Origin of the sequence: Sagittula marina (assembly GCF_014196795.1) — a bacterium.
GTDB lineage: Bacteria > Pseudomonadota > Alphaproteobacteria > Rhodobacterales > Rhodobacteraceae > Sagittula > Sagittula marina.
Window position 1 is genome coordinate 357,855 of sequence record NZ_JACIEJ010000002.1, and the last position, 18,203, is coordinate 376,057.

The following is an 18,203-nucleotide window of genomic DNA, read 5'->3' on the forward strand; positions in this document are numbered from 1 at the left end:
ACGCAGGTCGGGGTTGGACCCCGACCCAAGACCCAAAAGGTCTTATTCGGCCTGCTCGTCTTCTTTTGCCAGCTCGGTGCCGGTTTCCTGATCGACCATCTTCATGGCGAGGCGCACCTTGCCGCGGTCGTCAAAGCCCAGCAGCTTCACGTAGACTTCCTGGCCTTCCTTCAGCACATCCGACGGATGGTTCAGGCGACGGTTTTCGATCTGGCTGACGTGCACGAGACCGTCGCGCTTGCCAAAGAAGTTCACGAAGGCGCCGAAATCGACGATCTTCACGACCTTGCCTTTGTACACCTGACCTTCTTCCGGCTCTGCCACGATCGAATAGATCATGTCATAGGCCTTCTGGATGGCTTCACCGTTCGGCGAGGCGATCTTGATCACACCGTCGTCGTTGATGTCGACCTTCGCACCAGAGGTTTCCACGATTTCGCGGATGACCTTACCGCCCGAACCGATCACTTCACGGATCTTGTCGGTGGGGATGTTCATGGTCTCGATGCGCGGCGCGTGTTCGGAGAAGGTGCCCGCCTCGGTGATCGCCTTGGACATCTCTTCCAGGATGTGCAGGCGGCCTGCCTTGGCCTGACCCAGCGCGGTCTTCATGATCTCGGGCGTGATGCCAGCGACCTTGATGTCCATCTGCAGCGACGTGATGCCGTTTTCGGTGCCAGCGACTTTGAAGTCCATGTCGCCGAGGTGATCTTCGTCACCCAGGATGTCCGACAGGATGCCGTAGTTGCCGTCTTCTTCCAGCACCAGACCCATGGCCACACCGGCCACGGCAGCCTTCAGCGGCACACCGGCGTCCATCATGGACAGGGAGCCACCGCACACGGACGCCATGGAGGACGAGCCGTTGGATTCGGTGATCTCGGAGACCAGGCGGATGGTGTAGGGGAAGTCGGTCGCTGCTGGCAGAACCGCCTGCAACGCGCGCCATGCGAGCTTGCCGTGACCGATTTCACGACGGCCCGGACCGCTCACACGACCCACTTCGCCAACCGAATAGGGAGGGAAGTTGTAGTGCAGCAGGAAGTTGGATTTGAAGTTGCCGTGCAGCGCGTCGATGAACTGCTCATCGTCGCCGGTGCCCAGCGTGGTCACGACCAGCGCCTGAGTCTCACCACGGGTGAACAGGGCAGAACCGTGGGTCCGCGGCAGAATGCCGGTTTCGGACACGATGGAGCGCACCTGATCCAGAGCACGACCGTCGATGCGGCGCTTGTTCACCACAACGTCGGAGCGCAGAACCTGAGATTCCAGCTTTTTCAGCGCGGCGCCAAGGTTGGCATCGGCCAGCTGCTCTTCGTTCAGATCGGATTTGATCTCGTCCTTGACGGCGGCAACAGCGGCGGTGCGCTCCTGCTTGTCAGAGATCGCATAAGCGGCCTTCATCTTGTCTTCGCCAGCGGCTTTGACCACGGCGAACAGCTCGGAATAATCCGGAGGCGTGAAGTTGAACGGCTCTTTCGCGCATTCTTCGGCCAGCTCGATGATGAGGTCGTTGACCGGCTGGATCTGCTCGTGTGCGAACATCACCGCGCCAAGCATTTCCTCTTCGGTCAGCTCGTAGGCTTCGGATTCCACCATCATGACGGCATCTTTGGTGCCTGCCACAACCAGATCGAGGCGCTGCTCGGGGTTGTTGCGCAGATCGTGCATGTCGTCGACGGTCGGGTTCAGAACGTAGGAGCCGTCCTCGAAGCCGACGCGGCACCCTGCGATCGGACCCATGAAGGGCGCGCCGGAGATGGTCAGCGCCGCGGAGGCCGCGATCATCGCCACGATGTCAGGATCGTTGACGAGGTCGTGGGACAACACGGTGCACATCACCAGAACTTCGTTTTTGAAGCCGGGAACGAACAGCGGGCGGATCGGGCGGTCGATCAGGCGGGCGGTCAGCGTTTCCTTTTCGGTCGGCCGCGCCTCGCGCTTGAAGAAGCCGCCCGGGATCTTGCCGGCGGCGTAGTATTTCTCTTGGTAGTGAACCGTCAGCGGGAAGAAGTCCTGGCCTTCCTTCTGCTGCTTGGCAAAGGTCACGTTGGCCATGACGGAGGTCTCGCCCAGAGTGGCGATGACGGTGCCGTCGGCCTGGCGTGCAACCTTGCCGGTTTCCAGCGTGAGCGTTTCTTCGCCCCACTGGAGTGTCTTTTTCACTTCGTTAAACATCTAGCGTATCCTGTCTGGAGGCACTCCCGAGCCCTCTCGGGTCCCCCGTTTGCATAGCGGCCCCATTGCCGCCGATCCCTCGTATCGTGTCATGCGCCGGGATCAATGCGTCACGTCTCAGATTGTCGCGCCATACATGAAAATAAGGTCTTTGGGAAGCCGCTTCCGCATGACGGCGAGTCAAAAGCCGGGTCCGATTGACAGCGCGGTGATCCCGCCGGACCATGCAGCGGACCAAGGAGACGCCAATGTTTGCCAAATCCGACCTCCGCTATACGGCGCAGCCCCTGCCCTTGCGGCCTGCGCTAACCGATGCTCAGGTGCTGACCGCCGCGCGCACCTTCGAGGACGCCATGTCCACGCGCTGCACCACACGCGATTTCGACACCCGCCCGGTGGAGCGCGCCGTGATCGAAAGCGCCATCCGCACCGCAGGTGGTGCGCCGTCTGGCGCCAACCACCAGCCCTGGCATTTCGTGGCGATTGGCAATCCCGCGCTGAAGGCACAGGTGCGCGCCGCCGCCGAAGAAGAAGAGGCCAGGTTTTACGAGGGCGCCGCCGGCGACGAGTGGCTTTCGGCCCTCGAACCCATCGGCACCGGCCCATCCAAGCCGCACCTCGAAGACGCCCCCTGGCTGATCGTGATCTTTGCCCAACGCTACGGGGAATTCGACGATGGCACACGGTACAAGAATTACTACGTCAACGAATCCGTCGGCATCGCCACCGGCTTTCTGATCGCGGCGCTGCACCAGGCGGGCCTGTCGTCGCTGACACATACTCCCAATCCGATGAAATTTCTCAATGACCTGTGTCAGCGCCCCGCGTCCGAAAAGCCGGTCATGATCCTCGCGGTGGGACACGCCGCAGCAGACGCCACCACCCCCGCCGCCGCACGGATCAAAAAACCGCTGGACCAGATCATGACCACTCTGGATTGATTTGAAATGCCATGGGGCGCGCGTTTTTGGTCCCGCCTCGCGGAAAGCGTGATAGACGCGGCGAAAACCCGTATTTTCTCGCCAATGGAGTCATGTGACATACCATGAGCCTGCTTCAGATCACCTCGTTTCTTATTGTTCTCGCCGCTGCTTTCGGGGTGGTGAATTACTTTGTTTTCAAACTGCCTTCCGCCATCGGCATCCTTGTGGTCGCGCTGCTGACCTCCATGGCGGCACTTGCAGTAGACGCCCTGGTGCCGAGCATCACGCTGGGCGACGATCTGCGAATTCTTGTGACCGGTATCGACTTTTCCGATACCCTGCTCGAAGGGATGTTGGGGTTTCTGCTTTTTGCCGGTGCCCTTCATGTGAAGCTTTCGGATCTCAAGGCCGTCTGGCCCACGGTGCTGCTGATGGCGACCATCGGCGTCGCCCTGTCCACCGCGGTGATCGGCATTGGCTTTCACTGGCTCACAGGTGCGCCGCTGCTGGTGGCGCTGATATTCGGCGCTGTGGTCTCCCCAACTGACCCGGTCGCCGTCATGGGTGTTCTGAAAGAAGCCAATCTGGCCAAATCATTGGAAACACAGGTGGCGGGCGAAAGCCTGTTCAACGACGGCGTCGGGTATGTCGTTTTCCTGGTCCTCGTCGGCCTCGCCTATCCGGCCGCCTCTCACGGCGGGGACCACGACGCCGTCACCGGCGCGCTGCTGCTGTTTGTCCAGGAGGCCCTCGGCGGGGCGGCTCTTGGCTTGGTGCTCGGCTGGCTCACCTTCCGCGTCATGCGCCACATCGACGACTATTCGCTGGAAGTGCTGATGACCCTCGGACTGGCCTTTGGCGGTTACGAGCTGGCGATCACGCTGCATGTCTCGGCCCCCATCGCCGCGGTCTGCTCGGGCCTTCTGATCGGCGACATCGGTGCCGCGAAAGGCATGTCCGAACTGACCCGCGAATATGTCGAGAAATTCTGGGTTCTGGTGGACGAAATCCTGAACGCCGTGCTTTTCATGCTGATCGGCGTGGAAATCTTTGCCGTGCAACTGGAAATGGACATGCTGGTGACCGGCGTCATTTGCATCGCCTTGTCATTGATCGGGCGGCTCGTCGCGGTGGCGGTACCGCTGGCGCTGCTGAAGCCGTTCCAGACCTTCGCACCCGGCGTTTTGCCGATCATGACATGGGGCGGGCTGAAGGGCGGCATCTCCGTCGCGCTGGCCTTGTCGCTGCCTGACAGCGAATGGAAGCCGCTGATCCTGACCGTGACCTACGTGATCGTCGTCTTTTCGATCATCGTGCAAGGGCTGACGGTGGGAAAGCTCGCCAACAAGGTCGGGCGCGAACCGGATCTTGTCTGACCCGTGTCGGTGCTGCCAGAAATTGACAGCACCCACCGCTAGTCTGAGGGCATCACAAACAAAGGATGTTCTCCATGATGACCCTCTATCATTCGCCGATGTCACGCTCCTCGCGCCTCGTAACCCTGATCGATGACCTCGGCGCACAGGACCACGTTGACATCCATATGACCTCAATCAAGCGCAGCGATGGAAGCGGCGCGGCGGACCCGGCCAATCCGCACCCCGACAAGAAGGTTCCCGCGTTGGATCACGATGGCACAGTGATCGTCGAGAGCATCGCCATAGCGCAGCACCTGTGCGATGTTTTTCCGGACGCGGGCCTGATGCCCGCTATCGGCACGCCGGACCGCGCGAAATGTCTGGAATGGCTGGCGTGGAACGCCGGTGTCGTAGAGCCTGTCACTCTCGCCAAGATGGCCGGTATCGATAACCCTCTGTTCCAAAGCACGTTTCGCGGTTGGGACGATCTGGTCGAACGGCTGACCACGACGCTCGGGGGGCAGCCGTGGCTCTTGGGCGAGACTTATAGTGTCGCCGATCTGATGGTGCATTCGCTGTTCAACTGGATGCCAGACCTTTTGCCGGACCACGACGGTGTGCGTGACTGGCATGAACGGATGCAGGCACGCCCTTCGGCGCAGCGTACATGGCAGCGTGATCAGGCCGCGATGGCCGCCTGACCCTCGCAGCGGGGCATCCCCGCACGACCACGCACGACCACGCCAAAGAAAAACGCCCGCGCCGAAAATCGGAGCGGGCGTTTCCCTGTCCCTCGAACGCGTAACGTGCGTTCGGATAAATACGCTTAGCGGCGGATGCCGAGGCGCTGGATGAGGTCACGGTAGCGCGCCTCTTCCTTGCCCTTGAGGTAATCGAGCAGCTTACGGCGCTGCGCGACGAGCTTCAGAAGACCACGACGGGAGTGGTTGTCCTTCTTGTGGGTCTTGAAGTGCTCAGTCAGGGTGGTGATGCGCGACGTCAGGATTGCGACTTGTACTTCCGGGGAACCGGTGTCGCCTTCCTTGGTTGCGAATTCCTTCATCAGGCGGTTTTTTTCTTCGACCGTAATCGACATCGGGGTCTCCTTTAATCAAAGGGGTAATGGCGCGAGCCGGGATGTCGTCCAGCAAGGCCCGTGGAGATGCGGAACCGTAAGGCCCCGCGCGGATGGCTGCGCTTACGCGATTCCAACCACATTGGGAAGGGGTAATCGCGCCGCACCGCGGTGTCAGGCCAAGGCCACCTGCGCCGCCAGACTTTCGCCCACCAGAAAAAGCTGGTCGAGCGCCGGCGCATCCGCCGTCGGAAGCATGGTCAGAACCTGACCATTCAAGAGGATTTCCGTCACATCGGAATTTGTCTTGGAAACGCGCATCTCAACCTCGGGTGCGGTGTCTAATTCCGAATCGTCATAGACGATAACGATCTGATCCTCTGCCGCGTCGTAGTCCAGCATCATCGCGGCCTCGCCGGTGAGCCAATGGCCCGGCATCATCGCGTCCGCCCCCCCGCCCCCCTCAGGGCCAAGTGAAACGGTATCAACCGCACCGGAATATGGCGCGTTGCTGCCCTCCGCATTCAACCCGGTCTCGTCCGAGGCCACGCTGCTCTGAATGTCGTCCTCCGAGCCACCACTCGACGCATCGTTGCTGAAGTCGCCGGACAGCGTATCCGCCTCGGTGCTTGCGATATCATCGGCCTCAGGACCGCCAGCTGGCATGCCTGCCGTGCCGATCCCCGATCCATCATCAAGACCCGCCATGTTGATCAGACCCAGGCGTGCAAAGAGCGACCCGGTGGCCGCCTCTTCGTTGCTCATCGGGGACATCGGCGCTTTCAACGCAGACGCAGCGTTGGGCAGACTGGGCGGCGCACCCGAAACGCCGTCCGGTTCGGCTGCGTCGCCATCTTCGTCTTCGCCGCCGCTGTCGACGGCCGCTTCGGGTGAAATCAGAACAAGCGTTTCCCCTGTATCGACCACCCCCGCTCCGCCGGGCATATTGTCGATGACGCCGCTGTCGAACACGCCCTCGCCTGCCGCCATCCGGTCGGTGACACCGTTTTCGGCGACACCCGCATCCGCATCGTCGCCCCCCGTGCCGTCGTTCGTATCACTGTCGGGTGGATCACCCACGTCGTCGCCCCTCATGGAACCGGGGTCATCATCCAAAATCAGATCGTCGGTCAGTTGTGTTCCAGTATCGGGGACATCCCGTTCCGGCAGCTCATCATCGTCTTGCAGGCCGCCGGTGCTGGCGATCACCACGGACCCCAGCGCCATCATGCCAAGCACACCTGCGAGAAAAAACATACCTTTCGACCCTTCGAAGAAACCAGTCGGAGCATCACAAACAACCCGAGTCTCTCCAAAGAGTTTCCCGTAAAACGGTTAAGGAAACGCCTCCCGTCCCTCATATCGTCGTGCCACCGGCCAGGGCTGCGGCAAGACGTCATAGGAAACATAAAGTGGGTGGCGCGGGTGACCGTCCTTTGTCAGCCCGAGATGCCGCACGTCGCCCTGCAACAGACCGGCCACGTATTCGCATTGCCCGTTCAGGACGCCATGCACGCCCCAAGCCGCAAGCGTCACTTCGGCCTGCCCCGACCAGTCACGCAAAAGCCCTGCATTCTCAGGCCCTTCTGGATCGCGGGCCCGTTTCAAATCGCGCGGATGCGTGGCGCGAAAGGCAAAGAGATTGGCGATCCGCATGCCGCCGAAGCCCAATTTCACCGCGCGCCGCTGACACCGTTCAATCGTTGGATCGTTCGCCAGCTCTGTCGCCGTGGACGGGTTCAGCATGACGTACAGCAGTTCATTCCCCGGCCCCCAGACCCGGCGAAGGCCATAGCGATAGACCTCGCAGGGCGAATAATACCCCCAACTTTCGACATTTCCTTCGGTCGCACGCCGCTCGATCATACGCGCAGATTGCTTGGGTTTCGCCGTCCCTGCAACCTATTGACATAGCGCGTCCGGGTGCGTCCTGTGCGCGCGAAGCATCGCATTCCGGAGCCCGCCATGAATATCGAGATGATCACTGCCGCTGCCGCACGGCTGGACGGGATCGCCCGCCGCACGCCCCTCCTGCATGCACCCGCGCTGGATGCCTTGGCCGGGCGTCGGGTTCTGGTCAAACCGGAGTGCCTGCAGCACACCGGCAGCTTCAAGTTTCGCGGGGCCTACAGCGCCTTGTCCGCAATGACCCCGGAGATGCGCGGGCGCGGTGTTATCGCTTTCAGCTCTGGCAACCACGCCCAGGGCATCGCACGCGCAGCCCAGATTTTCGGCGCGCCGGCGGTGATCGTGATGCCCTCCGACGCGCCTGCGCTCAAGATCGAAGGCACGCGCAGCTACGGGGCTGAGGTCGTCCTCTACGATCGTGGGCGCGAAAAGCGCGAGGAGATCGGTGCGCGTCTGGCACAGGAACGCGGGCTGACGCTGGTCAAGCCTTACGACGAACCGCAGGTCATCGCCGGGCAAGGCACATGCGGCCTGGAAATCGCCGCGCAAGCCTTTGAGCTGGGGGTGTCGGAGGGCGACGTTCTGGTATGTTGCGGCGGCGGCGGCCTGACCGCAGGCATTGCGCTGGCGCTGGAGGCCGAGGCCCCGGGCCTGCGTCCCCGCCCAGTCGAACCGCAAGACTTTGATGACACGGCACGATCCCTGAAATCCGGCATCCGCGAGGTCAATCCGGTCGAGGCGGGCGGGCTGTGCGACGCCATCCTGACACCGCAACCGGGGGAGCTGACCTTTCCGATCACGCAAAAGCTGTGCGGTCCCGGCTTGGTGGTGAGCGACGAGGAGGTGCTGCGGGCCATGGCACTGGCGTTTCGGCATCTGAAAGTGGTGGCAGAACCCGGTGGCGCCGTCGCCTTGGCCGCCGCCCTGTTCAGCGCGGATATCACAGCCGATACGGTGATATGCACCATCTCTGGCGGCAACACGGATCCGGCAACTTTCGCCCGCGCGCTGACATACATTTGACGCTTATGGGGCAGGACACTTGATGACTTGGCCTGCCCCTTGATCTTCGTCAGGGGGCGAGGCGGCGCGCCTCGTCCACCAGCATCACCGGAATGCCATCCCGGATCGGAAAGGCCAGCCCGGCTTTTTCGCTGATCAATTCCTGGCGGTCGATGTCGTAGTCCAGGCGCGCTTGGCTTACGGGGCAGATCAGCGCTTCCAGCATACGCCGGTCAAATTCTGTAGCGGTCATTGCATCACATCCCCTTCGCCGCCCCGCAGGGCATATTCAATCAGCGTTATCAGCGTTTCACGACGTGTCTGCAACGAGGGCGCTTCCAACAGGGCCTGTTTATCTTCAGGGCCAAAGTCCAGCAACATGGCAAGCGAGTTTATCAAAAGCTCGTCATCCGCCTCGCGCAAGGTTTCCCAGTCTGCGGACAGATCCCGGGCTTCAAAGAACCGGTTGAGCAGAGCCATCATCCGGTCGCGGTCAAAGCCATCGTCATGCTCCGCCCCGCCTTGGTCCCGATCAAAGCCTGTCCAATCCACACGGAAGCGGCGGTACGGCTGAAAGCCTTCGACTTCCTCGACCGTGCGAAAGCGCGAGATGCCCGCGAGGGTCACCATGTAGCGTCCGTCTTCCGTTTCCGAAAACTGTGTCACGCGACCGGCGCAGCCGATGCGGTGCACCGCCGTGGACGCCCCTTTTGGCCCCGCGGATGGCTGGATCATACCGATCAGCCGCGTGTCTGTTTTCAGACAATCATCCAGCATTTGCAGATAGCGCGGCTCAAAGAGGTGCAGCGGCAGTCTTGACCGGGGCAGCAAAAGAGCCCCGGGCAAAGGGAAGACGGCGATGGTGTCTGGGAGGTCGGTGAGACGTATCATATTTGCCAACCTAGGCCGCTCCTTGGGTCAAGCAATCGTCCTCAAAGAAATATCATTGAGCTAAGCTTGCGGCGACCATTCAGAACAACCGGATCGTTGGGTTTGAGCGCATCGAAAACTGTGAAAAGCTGCGTCTTTGCCGCACCGTCGTTCCACTCGCGATCGCGCCGGAAAAGCTCCAGCAACTGCGCAACGGCACCCTCTGCATCGCCATTGGCGTGCAACGCCTGCGCCAGATCAAACCGCGCCTGATGGTCGTCGGGATTGGCCTCGACCTGCGCCTGCAGCTCACCGACCGGCCCGGCGCCTGCCGCCTGCTTGGCCAGTTCCAGTTGTGCGTGCGCGGCCTCAAGCTCGGGGGCCTTGGAAATTTCCACGGGTGCACCGTTCAGAATGGCCTCCGCCTGCTCCAGATCGCCAAGCGAAATCTGGCACCGGACCATCCCGGCAAAGGCGCGTGCGCTGGTCGCGTCCTCTTCCAGAACCGCAGCGTAGATCTCCAGCGCATCCGCGGCGGCGCCTTGCTCCAGCATCTCGTCCGCAGTGTCCAGCGCCTCGCTCAGGCCATCCTCCGGAGCTTCGCCGCCCCCGGCCTCGACGACGCGCGCGACGAAGGCCTTCAGCTCAGATTCCGGCAACGCGCCTTGGAAGCCATCCACAGGCTGCCCTTTGTAAAAGGCATAGACCGTCGGGATCGACTGGATCTGGAGCTGGCTGGCAATCATCTGCGCCTGGTCAACGTTGACCTTGACCATCTTCACCGCGCCTTTGGCTTCGGTGACGACTTTTTCCAAAGCCGGGCCAAGCTGCTTGCACGGGCCGCACCACGGCGCCCAGAAATCGACGATGATCGGCGTCTCTTGCGAGGCTTCGACCACCTCTGCCATGAAGTCGGCTTCGGTGATGTCCTTCACCAGATCGCCCGGCTGACCGCCCTGCGGCTGTAGATTGAGGTCCATGATCTTTCCCCTCTGGGCTGAATGCGCGTTTGATGGCTTAGATGGCGCACTGATGGCAGTGATGCAAGGGCAGCCTCCAAAGACGCTGTGCCTTGATCACCGCCCAGCAGCGTTTCCGTCAGGTCGGTTCAGTCCGATCTGCCAAAGGCGCTAAGGCTTCACACCCGGTCCAAAACCCACGTGCCTCACAGCACCTTGCGTTCAGACATCAAAGGTCGCGAACACCGGTGCATGGTCCGAGGGCTTTTCCCACCCGCGCGCATCGCGCAGTATGCGGGACCCATATGCCGACGACGAGATATCGGGCGTGGCCCATATATGGTCCAGACGGCGGCCCTTGTCCGCAGCCGACCAATCCTTTGCGCGATAGGACCACCACGAATAGAGCTTGCCCTCGGTGATGTCCTGACGCGTCACGTCGACCCAGGCCCCGGCCTCCATAACCGCGTTCAGCGCTTCAACCTCGACAGGCGTGTGCGACACGATCTTGAGCAGCTTCTTGTGATCCCAGACGTCGTCCTCGCGCGGTGCAATGTTCAGGTCGCCAACGAGGATTGCCTTTTCCGGGCGGCCCTCGTGGAACCAGTCGCGCATCTCCGAGAGATAATCCAGCTTCTGACCGAATTTCTCGTTCTTTTCGCGGTTCGGCTCGTCACCGCCCGCCGGAACGTAAAAGTTGTGCACGACAACACCGTTTTCCAGGCGCGCCGCCACATGGCGCGAATGTCCCAACCCGGCGAAATCGCGGTCGCCCACGTCCTCCAGCGGCAGTTTGGACAGGATCGCCACACCGTTATACCCCTTCTGGCCGCGCGCAACCATGTGTCCGTAGCCCAAGGCGGCAAACCGCTCCAGCGGGATCTGATCCACCGGCGATTTGCACTCCTGCAGGCACAGGACGTCCGGGGCCTCCTGGGTCAGGAGCGTTTCCACCAGCCCGGCCCGCAGCCGCACTGAGTTGATGTTCCAGGTCGCCAGCGTGAACGCCATCGGCTCTCCTTTCGGGGCGCTTGCCCCTTGATATGTCAGATGATTTCGTCTTCGTCGAAAAGGGGCTGGCCGTCGTGGTGGGCGTCAAAGCCCTCCTCTGCCGCCGCTTCGGCATGTTTCTTCAACGCCGGTTCCGCGATGTGGAACAGCGCGTCGCCCTCGTTCACCACCGGCAGGTTGGTCCGCCCGACGACAATGCCATCGAACTCGGCCAGCAGCTCCGATTCATTCTCGCCGAACGGGTCCGACACCAGGCCCAGAACGTTGCCTGCCTCTACCCAATCGCCACAGGCCTTGAGCGTGCGCAATAGGCCACCGGTGGGCGCGCGCACCCAGCCTGAATTGTCGCAGAACACCGACAGCCCGCGCGCTTTGGGCACGCCGCGCTGGCCGATCATCTCCAGCTTTTCCATCACCCGCAGGATGCCCGCCACCCCGGCGCGCGCAGCGAATTCGTCAAACCGCAGCCCTTCGCCGGCCTCGTACAGCAGAACATCCACCCCGGCCTCCCCCGCCGACAACCGCAGCGACCCTTCGCGCACCTTGGAAATCATGGTGACCGGCGCACCAAAGGCATCGCCCAGCTCTCGCAGCCGCTTTGATCCCGGTGTCAGACGGATCTGAGGCAGGTTGTCCCGCCCAACCGCAGCCGAATGCAGGTCAATACCCACATCGCAGCGTGCCACAACTTCGGACATGAAAAGCTGCGCCAGCCGCGCGGCGAGCGATCCGCGTTCGTGGCCGGGAAAGCAGCGGTTCAGGTCGCGCCGGTCCGGCAGGTATCGCGACTGGTTGAGAAACCCGAAGGAGTTCACGATCGGCACTGCAATCAGCGTGCCTGACAAACGGTTGATCGGCGCGGCGCGCAGCAGGCGGCGCACGATTTCCACCCCGATGACCTCGTCCCCGTGAATGGCCGCCGAAACGAACATCACCGGTCCGGGCTTGCGCCCGTGCACCACATGCGCCGACAGGTTGACCGGCGTGTGATCGGACAGAACAGACACGGGCAGATCCACCGTGCGGCGGGAGCCCGGCGCGATGGTCTCACCGCCCAGAGTGAAAGGGGCTAGCGTAGTTCGAGGGCTCAAGGGTTCAACATCTCCTGTACCGCCGCGGACAGAGGGTCATAACCCCCGGTGCCCGACCGGCATCTGAATTTCCGCGAGGTCCAGATCCGAGTCGATCAGCCCCTGTCGGGCGCCCTTGTAGATGGCCTTGGCCACATTCGCCATATCTACGCTCTTTTTACGATAATAGCCGGAGCTTTAAAGGCACAGCCGCACTGCTTCGAAAGGCGGAATGCCCCCCTGAGATGCCGTCGCGCTGAAGACCGCAACCGCCCCAATCATGTTCGCGCCGGCCTGCGCCAGCACTTTGGCAAAGGCCCCGTTCACGCCGCCAAGACCGACCTGCAAAGACGGCGTGTTGCCCGCATTCACCGACGCCAGCACAAGGTCGCCCTTTGAAGCCGCGCCTTGGTAGAGTGGCGCGTGGTCCTGCACGGTGTCGCCGTGCTCTTGATGAAAGCCGAGCGGATTAATGTCACGCGGGTGCGTGTTCCGGCAATGAGCGTCACGGGACCTCCTGAATGAAAACAGGGTAAACCTACGACCTCACCGCGCGCTGTGCCAAAAGGAAAATGGCAAACGCCCCGGCCTTTCGACCGGGGCGCGTCAAATTGCGTAAAGCCAGCGCTTACGCCGGGTTCTTGGCGAACCGCAGATAGGGAAGCTTGATGTCCAGCTCGCCGTATTTCTCGGTGGCGGCATCATTGTCCAGCGACAGGGCGACGATCACGTCCTGGCCGGTTTCCCAGTTGGCGGGCGTCGCCAGCGGCTGGCCCCAGGTGCGCTGCAACCCGTCCAGTGCGCGCAGGATTTCGGCAAAGTTGCGGCCCACGGACATCGGGTAGGTCATGGTCAGCTGGACCTTCTTGTCCGGCGACACGATGAAGACCGAGCGCACTGTTGCGCTGTCTGCCGGCGTGCGGCCATCGGGCAGGTAGGCTTCGGCGGGCAGCATGTCGAGCGCCTTGGCCACCTTCAGATCGTTGTCGGCGATGATCGGAAAGCCGGCCTCGGCCCCGCCAAAGGACTCGATGTCGCCCTTCCAGTTCTTGTGCTCCTCGGCGCCATCGACGGAGATGCCCATGACCTTGGTGCCGCGCTTGGCCCATTCCTCCGACAGCTGCGCCACGGCGCCGAATTCGGTGGTGCACACCGGGGTGAAATCCTTGGGATGCGAGAACAGGATCGCCCAGCTGTCGCCGATCCAGTCATGCAGGTCATACTCTCCCAGATCGGTGGTGACATGCAGGTTCGGAATCTCGTCGTTGATGCGCAGTGACATAGTGGTGTCCTCTCTCTGTGTGCCCGCTTTGGGCAATTGTCTATCTTAGATACGTTCGGCCTGACGCATGTAAACCCCTCCCTTGCACGCCTCAGCGCGCAGTGACAGAGTGCCGCCATAACCCGACCGTCCGGTCGGGAGAAAACACGCGCCCGTGTCCAGCCAGACGGCAGATGGGGTGCAGCGATCGGGAGAAACAGCAATGCTCGACAAGCGTCAGTTTTACATCAACGGTGTCTGGGTAGACCCGGCACACTCCAACGACCACGAGGTCATCGACCCCGCAACAGAGGACGCCTGCGCGGTGATCTCGCTGGGGGCACAGGCAGATACCGACGCCGCCGTGGCCGCCGCAAAAGCCGCCCTGCCCGGCTGGATGGCGACGTCGCCCGAGGACCGCATCGCCGCACTGGAACGCGTCTATGCGGCCTACAAGACACGCACCGAAGATCTGGCAAAGGCGATCTCCACCGAAATGGGCGCGCCCATTGCGCTGGCCAGCACCTCGCAGGTCGGGGCCGGCCTGTCGCATCTGAAGAACTTCATTGCCGCCGCCAAGGCCTTCGAGTGGGAAAAACCGCTCAATGACGACACGCCGGACACCCTCATCCGTCACGAGGCCGTGGGGGTCTGTGCGCTGATCACGCCGTGGAACTGGCCGATGAACCAGGTCACGCTGAAGGTCGGCGCGGCGCTGGTCGCGGGCAACACGATGGTGCTGAAACCGTCGGAAGAAAGCCCGCTCGATGCGATGATCTTTGCGGAGATCATGGACGCAGCCGACCTGCCGCCGGGGGTCTTCAACCTTGTGAACGGTGACGGCGCGGGCGTCGGCTCGCAACTGTCGTCGCACCCCGATGTGGACATGGTGAGCTTTACCGGCTCCACCCGCGCAGGCATCGCGATTTCCAAAGCCGCGGCCGAAAGCCTGAAGCGCGTGCACCTTGAGCTTGGCGGCAAAGGCGCGAACCTCGTGTTTGCCGACGCCGACGAAAAGGCCGTGAAGCGCGGCGTTCTTCACATGATGAACAACTCCGGCCAGTCCTGCAACGCACCGTCGCGCATGATGGTCGAAGCCTCGCGCTACGACGCCGCCGTCGAAGAAGCCGCCGCCACCGCCAACAAGGTGCAGGTGGGGCCGCCGTCCGAGGACGGACGCCACATCGGTCCGGTGGTCAACGCCACGCAATGGTCGAAGATTCAGGATCTGATCCAGAAGGGCATCGACGAGGGCGCGCGCCTTGTGGCGGGCGGCACGGGCCGTCCCGACGGTCTGAACAAGGGCTTTTACGTGCGGCCCACGGTGTTTGCCGATGTCACCAACGACATGACCATCGCCCGCGAAGAGATCTTTGGCCCGGTGCTGTCGATCATGAAGTTCGAGACCGAGGAAGAAGCCGTCGCGGTTGCCAACGACACGCCCTACGGTCTGACCAACTATGTGCAGTCCACCGACGTTGATCGTCGTCACCGCCTGGCGCGTCAGCTGCGGTCCGGCATGGTCGAGATGAACGGCCAGTCACGCGGCGCGGGCGCGCCCTTTGGCGGCATGAAGGCGTCCGGGAACGGGCGCGAAGGCGGCTCCTGGGGCATCCATGACTTCGTCGAGGTCAAGGCTGTTTCGGGCTGGGCCTCCGAATAAGCGAACGAGGGGGGGGAGGCGCTGCCGCCCCCTTACCCCTGCCAGGTGTTTGCGAAGCACACAGGCAGGCGCGTTCAAAGACCTGTGGGCGTTGCCTCAGTCTTGAGATGTGGCAAAGCGAGGCCGGGTTCGATTGGCATAAGCCACAAGCGACAGCATCACCGGGACTTCGACCAGCACCCCGACAACCGTTGCCAGCGCGGCACCGGAGTTCAGGCCGAAGAGCGAGATTGCCACCGCCACCGCCAGCTCAAAGAAGTTCGACGTGCCGATCAGGGCGCAGGGAGCGGCGATCCGGTGCGGCACCTTCAGTGCATAGGCCGCGCCATAGGCCAGCGCGAAAATGCCGTAGCTCTGAATCACAATGGGCACTGCGATCAGCAAGATCACCGTAGGTTTGGACAGAATCTGGTCAGCCTGCAGGCCGAACAGAATCGCGACGGTGACGATCAGGCCCAGGATCGACAGCGGTTTAACGCGGGCCGTGAACGCGTCGATCCGCGCCTGAGTGCCCAGCGCCCGCCGTGTTGCCAGGCCTGCCACCAGCGGCAACAGCACATATAGCAGCGTCGCAAGCACCAGCGTTTCCCAAGGCACAGCAATGTCCGTGACGCCAAGCAAGAAGCCCACGATGGGCGCGAAGGCAAAGACCATGATGACGTCGTTCACAGACACCTGCGCCAGTGTGTAGGTTGCGTCGCCACGGGTCAGTTGCGACCAGACGAAGACCATCGCGGTGCAGGGCGCGGCCCCAAGCAGGATCAACCCGGCGATGTATTGCGCTGCATCCTCGGGTGCGATCCAGCGGGCAAAGATCACCTCGAAGAAGAGCACCGCCAGCGCGGCCATGGTGAACGGTTTGATCAGCCAGTTCACCACCAATGTCACCAGCAGCCCGCGCGGTTGCCGGGCCACGCCTTTGAGAGCACCGAAATCCACGCCCACCATCATCGGAAAGACCATCGCCCAGATCAGCACCGCGACCACAAGATTGATTGACGCAACCTCTGCCGCCGCGATGGCCTGTACAAGGCCCGGCGCCAGCAAACCCATGGCGATGCCAGCCCCCATGGCCAGTGCCACCCAGACGGTCAGCAGCCTTTCAAACCTGCCCATCGGGGCCGTGTCAGGGACGGTTTTGGTCATGTCTTCCTTTTCAAGCTGGCCATCGGAAAACCGTGCCTAGCGACAACGTATGACAGCGCCATGACGCCCCTCAGAACGGTGCGTTGGCCCGAAATGTCATACCTTTGCCGTTTTCGGGATGGTTCACACGCAATTCCTCGGCGTGCAGCATCATGCGCGGGTACTGACTTGCCGTCTCCGGGTTGTACAGCTCATCGCCAAGGATCGGATGCCCCAAGGACAGCATATGCACGCGCAGCTGATGTGTCCGCCCGGAGTGCGGGAACAGGCGCACGCGGCTTTCTTCGTCCGACGCCTTCAACACGCGGTACCCGGTGAGGGCGGCCTTGCCCGTCTCGTGGCAGACCATCTGCCGCGGGCGATTTGGCCAATCCACGATCAGCGGCAGATCCACCTCCCCGGTCTTGGGCTCCAACCGTCCTGTGACCCGTGCGACATAGGTTTTCTTGGTCTTCCGCTGCTCGAACTGCAGGTTGAGGTGTTTTTGCGCATGGGCCGTCAGGGCAAACACCATCACGCCAGAGGTGTCACGGTCCAGCCGATGGATCAGACGCGCCGTGGGAAAGGCCGACTCCAGCCTTGTCAGCAGACAATCGGCCAGCTCCGGACCCTTGCCCGGCACGGACAAAAGACCCGCCGGTTTGTCGACGATCAGCAGATCGCTGTCTTCGTGCAACACGGGGATCTCACCAGAGGGGGGCATGTATTCACTCATGCCCCTTCCCTACTGATCGCCAGCCAGGGTGCAAGGGGCGCTGCGACGCAATTGCGTCTGTGGCCCGGTGGTGTCCGGATAAAAACGGACGCGCCGATGACGCCGCCCCCAATGATGACCACACGGGCCTGAGCGGGCAGCGTCATGGCGGCGTCTCATTTGATCGGTCAGACGATCTCGTGTCCGGCGGCTGTCAGACGTCTGGCGATCTCGGCGATATGCGCCGGTCCCGTCTCGCAGCAACCGCCAAGAATGGTGGCCCCATGATCGAGCCAGGACAAGGCATGATCCGCGTAGTCCATCGGACCCATATCGGACCGCGCGCTCAGTGCCTCAACCGTAGACGCATCGCGGCGAAAATCCTCGGTGATGTGCGTAAAGGCATTGGCGTAGGCCCCGCACGGCAGACCGCTGCGCGATACGATATCCAGCGCGGCAGGCATCACCTCCGGTACGGAGCAGTTGACCAAAACCGCCGCCGCGCCATCGCGCAGAACCGGCAGCACATCCGCCAATGGCTCGCCTGACCGCAGCCGGGTGCCATCGGCGTCGTCCACCGTCACCGCCAGCCAAAGCGGCCTGCCCGCGCTCAGCACCCCCTCCGACATGGCCTGCGCCATCTGCACGGAGGCCGCCGTCTCCGCGATCATCAAATCGGCAAACGGGGCCATCAAGCGGGCCTGTTCGGCATAAAGCGGCACAGCCTCGGCAGTCGCCGGATGATTGTCAGGGCGATAGCTGCCGCCGAGCGGCCCGGTGCAGCCCGCAATGCGCCCCGATCCATGCGCCGTGCGCGCGGCAACGGCCTCTCGCATCGCGGCGTCGATCAGTTCCTCGTAGCGGCCCTCGATGCCGGCGACCTTAAGACGGTCCCGCAAAAGCGCATAGGTGTTCGCGGTCGCAATCGTTGCCCCGGCGGCGAAATAGTCCGCATGGACCTGTTGCACCAGACCGGGGTGATCCATCATCACCTGCGTCGACCACAGCGGTGTGGGCGGGTCGCCCGCGCGATGGATCAGCTCCTGCCCCATCCCGCCGTCCAGAAGTGTCACTTGCATACGCGC

General features: G+C 62.5%; 19 protein-coding genes. 5 read left to right on the forward strand and 14 right to left on the reverse strand.

Features of this window, described 5'->3' with window-relative positions; genetic code table 11:
* Positions 1 to 42 precede the first annotated feature (42 nt).
* Positions 43 to 2,178 carry a polyribonucleotide nucleotidyltransferase gene (pnp, locus tag GGQ68_RS05125; RefSeq protein ID WP_183963587.1) on the reverse strand — a complete coding sequence of 712 codons (2,136 nt, stop codon included), beginning with the start codon at positions 2,176 to 2,178 and terminating at the stop codon, positions 43 to 45.
* Between the two features lie 248 nt (positions 2,179 to 2,426).
* Here pnp and GGQ68_RS05130 point away from each other — a divergent pair, with 248 nt between their 5' ends.
* The 3 genes from GGQ68_RS05130 to GGQ68_RS05140 all read left to right on the forward strand — a co-directional run bounded on the left by GGQ68_RS05130 (position 2,427) and on the right by GGQ68_RS05140 (position 5,160).
* The gene (locus GGQ68_RS05130) at positions 2,427 to 3,119 is read left to right on the forward strand and encodes a nitroreductase family protein (protein ID WP_183963589.1); all 693 of its coding nucleotides are present in this window, start codon (positions 2,427 to 2,429) and stop codon (positions 3,117 to 3,119) included.
* 104 nt (positions 3,120 to 3,223) lie between these two features.
* Positions 3,224 to 4,477 carry a cation:proton antiporter gene (locus tag GGQ68_RS05135; RefSeq protein WP_183963592.1) on the forward strand — a complete coding sequence of 418 codons (1,254 nt, stop codon included), beginning with the start codon at positions 3,224 to 3,226 and terminating at the stop codon, positions 4,475 to 4,477.
* A 74-nt stretch (positions 4,478 to 4,551) separates the two neighbouring features.
* Complete coding sequence (locus GGQ68_RS05140; RefSeq protein WP_183963594.1) at positions 4,552 to 5,160, forward strand: glutathione S-transferase family protein; 609 nt, start codon at positions 4,552 to 4,554, stop codon at positions 5,158 to 5,160.
* Between the two features lie 125 nt (positions 5,161 to 5,285).
* On the opposite strand, the gene rpsO is transcribed toward GGQ68_RS05140, so the two are convergent.
* From rpsO to GGQ68_RS05155, 3 genes are all read right to left on the reverse strand, one after another.
* Positions 5,286 to 5,555 carry a 30S ribosomal protein S15 gene (gene rpsO / locus GGQ68_RS05145; RefSeq protein WP_183963601.1) on the reverse strand — a complete coding sequence of 90 codons (270 nt, stop codon included), beginning with the start codon at positions 5,553 to 5,555 and terminating at the stop codon, positions 5,286 to 5,288.
* A 153-nt stretch (positions 5,556 to 5,708) separates the two neighbouring features.
* Entirely contained in the window at positions 5,709 to 6,791 is a 1,083-nt protein-coding gene (locus GGQ68_RS05150; RefSeq protein ID WP_183963603.1) for a hypothetical protein, read from the reverse strand.
* 78 nt (positions 6,792 to 6,869) lie between these two features.
* Complete coding sequence (locus GGQ68_RS05155) at positions 6,870 to 7,400, reverse strand: DUF1643 domain-containing protein (protein WP_183963605.1); 531 nt, start codon at positions 7,398 to 7,400, stop codon at positions 6,870 to 6,872.
* A 99-nt stretch (positions 7,401 to 7,499) separates the two neighbouring features.
* On the opposite strand from GGQ68_RS05155, the gene GGQ68_RS05160 reads away from it, so the two are divergent.
* The gene (locus GGQ68_RS05160; RefSeq protein ID WP_183963606.1) at positions 7,500 to 8,465 is read left to right on the forward strand and encodes a threonine ammonia-lyase; all 966 of its coding nucleotides are present in this window, start codon (positions 7,500 to 7,502) and stop codon (positions 8,463 to 8,465) included.
* A gap of 49 nt (positions 8,466 to 8,514) precedes the next feature.
* Here the strand turns inward: GGQ68_RS05160 and GGQ68_RS05165 are convergent, their stop codons facing one another.
* The 7 genes from GGQ68_RS05165 to GGQ68_RS05195 form a co-directional block, all read right to left on the reverse strand.
* Positions 8,515 to 8,697, reverse strand: coding sequence for a Trm112 family protein (locus GGQ68_RS05165; RefSeq protein ID WP_183963608.1), 183 nt, complete (start codon positions 8,695 to 8,697; stop codon positions 8,515 to 8,517).
* A complete protein-coding gene (locus GGQ68_RS05170) occupies positions 8,694 to 9,335 on the reverse strand; it encodes an LON peptidase substrate-binding domain-containing protein (RefSeq protein ID WP_183963616.1) in 642 nt (213 codons plus the stop codon). Before GGQ68_RS05170 ends, GGQ68_RS05165 begins: the two co-directional genes overlap by 4 nt.
* Positions 9,336 to 9,376: 41 nt before the next feature.
* The gene (gene trxA, locus GGQ68_RS05175) at positions 9,377 to 10,294 is read right to left on the reverse strand and encodes a thioredoxin (RefSeq protein ID WP_183963618.1); all 918 of its coding nucleotides are present in this window, start codon (positions 10,292 to 10,294) and stop codon (positions 9,377 to 9,379) included.
* A 201-nt stretch (positions 10,295 to 10,495) separates the two neighbouring features.
* A complete protein-coding gene (locus GGQ68_RS05180) occupies positions 10,496 to 11,284 on the reverse strand; it encodes an exodeoxyribonuclease III (protein WP_183963620.1) in 789 nt (262 codons plus the stop codon).
* Positions 11,285 to 11,319: 35 nt separating this feature from the next.
* Positions 11,320 to 12,375, reverse strand: coding sequence for a succinylglutamate desuccinylase/aspartoacylase family protein (locus GGQ68_RS05185; protein ID WP_183963622.1), 1,056 nt, complete (start codon positions 12,373 to 12,375; stop codon positions 11,320 to 11,322).
* Between the two features lie 177 nt (positions 12,376 to 12,552).
* Entirely contained in the window at positions 12,553 to 12,789 is a 237-nt protein-coding gene (locus GGQ68_RS05190) for a hypothetical protein (RefSeq protein ID WP_183963624.1), read from the reverse strand.
* Positions 12,790 to 12,982: 193 nt separating this feature from the next.
* Positions 12,983 to 13,636 carry a peroxiredoxin gene (locus tag GGQ68_RS05195; RefSeq protein WP_183963625.1) on the reverse strand — a complete coding sequence of 218 codons (654 nt, stop codon included), beginning with the start codon at positions 13,634 to 13,636 and terminating at the stop codon, positions 12,983 to 12,985.
* A gap of 202 nt (positions 13,637 to 13,838) precedes the next feature.
* Between GGQ68_RS05195 and GGQ68_RS05200 the strand changes: the two genes are divergently transcribed.
* Positions 13,839 to 15,278, forward strand: coding sequence for an aldehyde dehydrogenase family protein (locus tag GGQ68_RS05200; protein ID WP_183963627.1), 1,440 nt, complete (start codon positions 13,839 to 13,841; stop codon positions 15,276 to 15,278).
* A gap of 96 nt (positions 15,279 to 15,374) precedes the next feature.
* On the opposite strand, the gene arsB is transcribed toward GGQ68_RS05200, so the two are convergent.
* From arsB to GGQ68_RS05215, 3 genes are all read right to left on the reverse strand, one after another.
* On the reverse strand, positions 15,375 to 16,394 hold the full coding sequence (gene arsB, locus GGQ68_RS05205; protein ID WP_425502958.1) for an ACR3 family arsenite efflux transporter: 1,020 nt from the start codon (positions 16,392 to 16,394) through the stop codon (positions 15,375 to 15,377).
* Positions 16,395 to 16,494: 100 nt separating this feature from the next.
* Positions 16,495 to 17,139 carry an RluA family pseudouridine synthase gene (locus tag GGQ68_RS05210; protein WP_183963631.1) on the reverse strand — a complete coding sequence of 215 codons (645 nt, stop codon included), beginning with the start codon at positions 17,137 to 17,139 and terminating at the stop codon, positions 16,495 to 16,497.
* A gap of 167 nt (positions 17,140 to 17,306) precedes the next feature.
* Positions 17,307 to 18,197, reverse strand: coding sequence for a homocysteine S-methyltransferase family protein (locus GGQ68_RS05215; RefSeq protein ID WP_183963633.1), 891 nt, complete (start codon positions 18,195 to 18,197; stop codon positions 17,307 to 17,309).
* Positions 18,198 to 18,203 lie beyond the last annotated feature (6 nt).

Excerpts from the sequence above, each read along its gene's own strand:
- pnp (WP_183963587.1), bottom strand. The coding sequence starts at position 2,178 with ATGTTTAACGAAGTGAAAAAGACACTCCAGTGGGGCGAAGAAACGCTC.
- GGQ68_RS05165 (WP_183963608.1), bottom strand. The coding sequence starts at position 8,697 with ATGACCGCTACAGAATTTGACCGGCGTATGCTGGAAGCGCTGATCTGC.
- GGQ68_RS05160 (WP_183963606.1), top strand. The coding sequence starts at position 7,500 with ATGAATATCGAGATGATCACTGCCGCTGCCGCACGGCTGGACGGGATC.
- arsB (WP_425502958.1), bottom strand. The coding sequence starts at position 16,394 with ATGGGCAGGTTTGAAAGGCTGCTGACCGTCTGGGTGGCACTGGCCATG.
- GGQ68_RS05140 (WP_183963594.1), top strand. The coding sequence starts at position 4,552 with ATGATGACCCTCTATCATTCGCCGATGTCACGCTCCTCGCGCCTCGTA.
- GGQ68_RS05170 (WP_183963616.1), bottom strand. The coding sequence starts at position 9,335 with ATGATACGTCTCACCGACCTCCCAGACACCATCGCCGTCTTCCCTTTG.
- GGQ68_RS05210 (WP_183963631.1), bottom strand. The coding sequence starts at position 17,139 with ATGAGTGAATACATGCCCCCCTCTGGTGAGATCCCCGTGTTGCACGAA.
- GGQ68_RS05215 (WP_183963633.1), bottom strand. The coding sequence starts at position 18,197 with ATGCAAGTGACACTTCTGGACGGCGGGATGGGGCAGGAGCTGATCCAT.
- trxA (WP_183963618.1), bottom strand. The coding sequence starts at position 10,294 with ATGGACCTCAATCTACAGCCGCAGGGCGGTCAGCCGGGCGATCTGGTG.
- GGQ68_RS05200 (WP_183963627.1), top strand. The coding sequence starts at position 13,839 with ATGCTCGACAAGCGTCAGTTTTACATCAACGGTGTCTGGGTAGACCCG.
- GGQ68_RS05130 (WP_183963589.1), top strand. The coding sequence starts at position 2,427 with ATGTTTGCCAAATCCGACCTCCGCTATACGGCGCAGCCCCTGCCCTTG.
- rpsO (WP_183963601.1), bottom strand. The coding sequence starts at position 5,555 with ATGTCGATTACGGTCGAAGAAAAAAACCGCCTGATGAAGGAATTCGCA.
- GGQ68_RS05180 (WP_183963620.1), bottom strand. The coding sequence starts at position 11,284 with ATGGCGTTCACGCTGGCGACCTGGAACATCAACTCAGTGCGGCTGCGG.
- GGQ68_RS05195 (WP_183963625.1), bottom strand. The coding sequence starts at position 13,636 with ATGTCACTGCGCATCAACGACGAGATTCCGAACCTGCATGTCACCACC.
- GGQ68_RS05155 (WP_183963605.1), bottom strand. The coding sequence starts at position 7,400 with ATGATCGAGCGGCGTGCGACCGAAGGAAATGTCGAAAGTTGGGGGTAT.
- GGQ68_RS05150 (WP_183963603.1), bottom strand. The coding sequence starts at position 6,791 with ATGTTTTTTCTCGCAGGTGTGCTTGGCATGATGGCGCTGGGGTCCGTG.
- GGQ68_RS05135 (WP_183963592.1), top strand. The coding sequence starts at position 3,224 with ATGAGCCTGCTTCAGATCACCTCGTTTCTTATTGTTCTCGCCGCTGCT.